This is a genomic window from Streptomyces synnematoformans, assembly GCF_039531005.1.
In the GTDB taxonomy this organism is placed as follows: Bacteria; Actinomycetota; Actinomycetes; order Streptomycetales; family Streptomycetaceae; genus Streptomyces; species Streptomyces synnematoformans.
Window position 1 is genome coordinate 1 of sequence record NZ_BAAAPF010000439.1, and the last position, 4,469, is coordinate 4,469.

3 protein-coding genes are annotated in these 4,469 nt (G+C 73.7%); all 3 read right to left on the reverse strand.

The window, feature by feature from the left end; genetic code table 11:
- The coding region (locus ABD317_RS33920) for a peptidoglycan recognition protein family protein (RefSeq protein WP_425582509.1) at positions 1–845 on the reverse strand (845 nt) is incomplete at its 3' end.
- A gap of 172 nt (positions 846–1,017) precedes the next feature.
- Positions 1,018–1,776: a PspA/IM30 family protein gene (locus tag ABD317_RS33925; RefSeq protein WP_344295186.1), complete on the reverse strand. Its 759-nt coding sequence runs from the start codon at positions 1,774–1,776 to the stop codon at positions 1,018–1,020.
- 209 nt (positions 1,777–1,985) lie between these two features.
- The coding region (locus tag ABD317_RS33930) for a CBM35 domain-containing protein (RefSeq protein WP_344295188.1) at positions 1,986–4,469 on the reverse strand (2,484 nt) is incomplete at its 5' end.

The following is a 4,469-nucleotide window of genomic DNA, read 5'->3' on the forward strand; positions in this document are numbered from 1 at the left end:
CGCGGCCGGGCCCGGGGCCGGTGCGGCGGAGACGCCCCGGGGCCGGCCGCGCGGGCGCGCACCGGACCCGCGCCCCCGGCCTTCCGGTCGCCGGCCCGGCCGCCGTCCCTCCGGACCAGCGCCTTCGCCTCGCTCTGCAGGCGGGCCGCCTCCTTGCGGAGGCCGGGCAGCAGTTCGAGGAGCGCCTTCCCGGGACAGTTCGTCTCGTACGCGTCGATGTGGCCGATGACGGCCGGCACGGTGACGGAGCTGTGCTTCGGGAAGCGGCTGCTGCTGTTGGTGGAGACGAGCTGCGCACGCGCGCCGGGGGCGATGCCGGCGAGCCCGAGTTTCCAGGCGATGAGCACGGCCATGGACTCCCGCAGCGGCTTCGGCACCGGCACGCCCTCCGTGTACGCGCCGATCACGGCGATCCCGGTCGTGCCCCTGTTGAGGCCGATGGCGTGGGCCCCGATCACCGGGCGGTCCACGCCGCCCTTCCGGCCCTCGAAGACCGTGCCGCACTTGTCGACCAGGAAGTTGTAGCCGATGTCGCCCCAGCCCTTGTCGACGGCGTGCGTCGCGTACATCTCCCGTACCAGACGGGGGCTGTCCGCGCAGTCGTAGTCGTTGGAGTTGCCGGTGTGGTGGATGACCACGGCATGCACGGCGTCCGCGTAGTGCGGTTTCTGGTCGAGGAGGCGCGGATCGGCGCCCCACTTCTCCCGGGCGACGATGGCGGGCCGCAGCGCGTCGGCCGGGGAGTACGGACTGGCCGAGGCGTGCGGCGACCGGCTGCCGGAACCCGGGTCGGCGCCGAAGGGCGGGGCGTCGGCGAGGGCCAGCGCGGTGAGGGCAGCCGCCACCGCGGCTCCGGCGCCGGAGGCCGCCCAGCCCAGGGCGCGGCGGCGCCTGTCGGGTCTTCGCGCGCCTTTCATATGTGTCCAGACTGAGGGCTCCCGGCCGGCCCCGCCGGTTGGACTGCTCTGGACGGAGGCCCGCGCGCTGGCCGCCGCCCGCGGCCCGGGCCCCCGGGGGTCAGGCGGTGTCCTCCGGGGTGTCCGGACCCTCCGTTTCCGTCGGGGCGGAAGCGGACGGCAGCTGCGCCTTCATCCTGGCCAGCTCGATCTCCACGTCCTGATCCGCATGGACGCGCTCCAGTTCGGCCTGCATGTCGTCCTGGCCGGCCGGCAGCGTGGCGTCCTCCAGCGCCCCGGAAGCGATCAGCTCGTCCAGCGCGCCCGCGCGCGCCTGCATCTGCTCGGTCTGGTCCTGAGCCCGCTGCGTGGCGAGGCCGACATCGCCCAGCTCCTCACCGATGCCGCTCACGGCCTCGGTGACCCGGGTCTGGGCCTCGGCCGAGGTGTAGGTGGCCTTGAGCGTCTCCTTGCGGGTACGGAACGAGTCCGTCTGCGCCTGCAGGCGCTGGGCGGCCTCGGTCAGTTTCTCCTCCTGCTCCTGCAACGACGCCTGCTGCTCCTGCAGCTCGGTGATCTTCGAGGTCGCGGCGGTCCGGCGGGTGAGCGCCTCGCGGGCCAGGTCCTCCCGGTCGGCCGTGAGCGCCTGCTGCGCCTGGCCCTCCAGCCTGCCCGTGGACTCCCGCAACTGGTCCACCTGCCGCTCGACGTGCTTGCGGCTGGTCGCGACGTCGGCCAGCCCGCGCCGCACCCTCTGCAGCATCTCCACCTGCCGCTCGTACGAGTAGTCCAGGACCTCGCGCGGGTCCTCGGCCCGGTCGAGGGCCTTGTGGGCCTTGGTCCGGAACAGGGCGCCGATACGCTGAGTGATGCTGGCCATGATGACCGCCTGCCTCCCGCCTCTCGACTCTGGGCACTGCCGTGAGGACCGGCCGGGGGGCGCACGTACGCGGACGTTGCCCGCTGCCGCGCAGGGTCACCGCCCCGGCCGTGGCACTTCCATTGTCCCGCACCCGCCGGGTACGGCGTCTCCGCCCGGGGACCCGTCGGAGAGCCGCACCCCGTCGAGGGGCCGGGGTCGATCCCGGCTCAGTGCCGCACCGGTGCCACCTCGATCCTGTCGATGTCGGGTGCCCACGCGGACGGATTGCCGAACCGGATCGTGTTGGGGCCGTCGCGCAGGTCGACCGGGATGCCGAGGGTCCAGTAGTCGTCCCAGCCCCAGGTGTTCTTGAAGACCGCCTGCCGCGTCGTGCCGTTGACGGTGATCTCGGCCTTGCGGGAGATGATGTCGGTGTTGTAGGCGTGGCCCTCGTCGCGGTCGTTGTTGGCGTAGCGGACGACCAGCATGTGGCGGCCGGCCGCCCTGGCGGTGACGGTGAACTCGGCGGTGCTCTCCGGCGCGTTGCCGAGGTAGCCGATGTAGCTGCCGCCCGAGGCGTACGGGCTGTCGACGAGCCTGGCGCCGCCCGCGAGCCGCGCCCGGGCGGCCTCCAGGACCGTGACGCCGTCGGTGTCGCCCGCGCCCTCGGCCTCAAGCGCCGTGACGCCGACGCGGGCGCCGGCACCGGCGCCGGCACGGGCCGTGACGGTGACGCGGTTGTTGCCGGCGAGCAGGTACACCCTCCGGGGGGTGTTCGGCGCGGCGGTCAGCGCGGTGCCGTGCAGCGCCAGCCGAACGGGGCCGGCGGCGCGGGGGACCAGCGTGTAGTAAGCGTCGCGCGGGGCGTAGACGTCGAAGACCGCCTGGTCGCCGGGGCCGAGGAGCAGGGCGCCCGTGCCGGGTCCCGCCGCCGAGGAGTAGTCGAAGCCCGGCTCGCCGGTGATGTCGGCGAGGGTGGCCTCGTAGACCGCACGCGGCGTGCGGTGCTCGGTCAGGTCGATGCGGTCGAGGGTGACCTCGGCGGTGTCGCGGGCGAGGGTGAGGGTGTGGCTGCCGGCGGACAGCCGCAGGGTGGTCTCCTGCTTGCCGCGATAGGTCCAGTTCTCGGTGGACGGGTACGTGAGCGTGGCTTTCCTGCCGGAGGCGCCACCGTCGACCAGGAGCCGCTGCGTGGCCGGGACGCCGGACTGGTTGCCGTACAGGACGGCGAGGTCGTACCGGCCGGTGCGGGGGACGGTGACCGTGAAGTCGACCCTGCTGGTGGGCTCGCCCAGGTCGCCGACGTCCTTGGTGCCGGACGCGGCGTAGCCGTTGGCGTTGGCCGGCGTGCCGTGGGTGTGGACGGTGCCGTCGGTGATCGCCGCGTCCTCCGCCTCGTACGCCGCGGACCAGGGCACGTCGGCCGCGGCGGGAGCGCCGGCGCCGGCGGGGGTGAGCACGATGCGGTACGCGGACATGAGGTGCATGCCGCGCAGGGGCACGGTCACCGTGCCGTCGGCGGCCACGGCGGTCTTCGTGCGGGACAGCACCCGCGGTGCCGGGTGCTGCCCCTCGTAGCCGGACCAGGCCGCCTCGCTGACCACCACGCTGACCTCGGTGCCGAGCACGTCGCGGGCGACGTTCCGCAGCGTGACGTCCGCGTCGCCCGCCGCGCCGCCGACGATGGCCTGGGCCTGGCGGCGGGCCGGGTCGAGGGCGGCCATGCCCTGCAGGGTGTCGACGGCGTTCGGCCGCGGGGGAGTGACGGCGACGGTCTCCCCGGTCAGCCCCGCGTACCAGCGGAAGAACCACCAGGCGCCGTTGGGGGCGTTGGCGCGGACGACGGTGCCGGAGAGGTTGCCGGCGGCGTCCCAGTACGCCATGTCCGCGTGCACCTTGTTCCGCTCGAACATGGCGGCCCACTGCACGAGCTGTCCCGGCACGGACATGTCGCGGCGGTTGCCGTATTCGTTGATGTTGACGGGCAGCGGGCCGACGCCCGCGGCCCGCTCGATCGAGCGGTAGTGGTCGTAGTGGCCCTGGAAGTCGGCGAGCGAGGCGGAGCCGAGTTCGTGCCAGGTCAGGATGTCGGGCAGGACGTCGTTGGCTTTCGCGTAGGCGAGGAAGTCGGGCAGGAAGCGGGCGTCGTACGCGGCCTCGTTGGGGCCGGCGATGCGGGCGCCGGGGTGGCGGGAGCGGACCAGCCGGTAGACGCGCGTCCAGTCCTGCAGGAAGCGGTCCCGGTTCCGCCGGTACTGCCCGGTGTCGGCGACGTCGAGGTCGTACCAGATGTAGTCGGGCTCGTTGAACAGGACGTAGACGAAGCGGTCGCGCTGCTCGGCGGCGGCGATGTCGGCGGCGATGCGCTCGACCTTGCCGAGGTAGTCCTCGATGCCGAGGTCCTCGTACGGCCACTCCACGTACATGTCCTGCATCATCACCAGGATGTCTCCTTCGCTGTTGCGGAAGAAGGACTCCGAGACGGTGATCGCGTCGCCGTTGGGGTGCTGTGCGCCGCCCTCCGGCTTCTGCGAGACGCTGGTGAACTTCAGCGGCGCGAGCGCGGCGTCGCTGGGGACGCCGACGTCGCTGAGCCCGTACAGCGCGCCCGCGGCGCCGCGCAGCACCGGCCCCTCCGGGGCGCCGAGGTCGACGGTGAGCCGCGCGGGGGCGGCTTGCGCGGCGGCCCGGCGGCGGCGAGCGCGTCGAGC

Coding starts and splice junctions, on each gene's coding strand:
- ABD317_RS33925 (WP_344295186.1), bottom strand. CDS start 1,776: ATGGCCAGCATCACTCAGCGTATCGGCGCCCTGTTCCGGACCAAGGCC.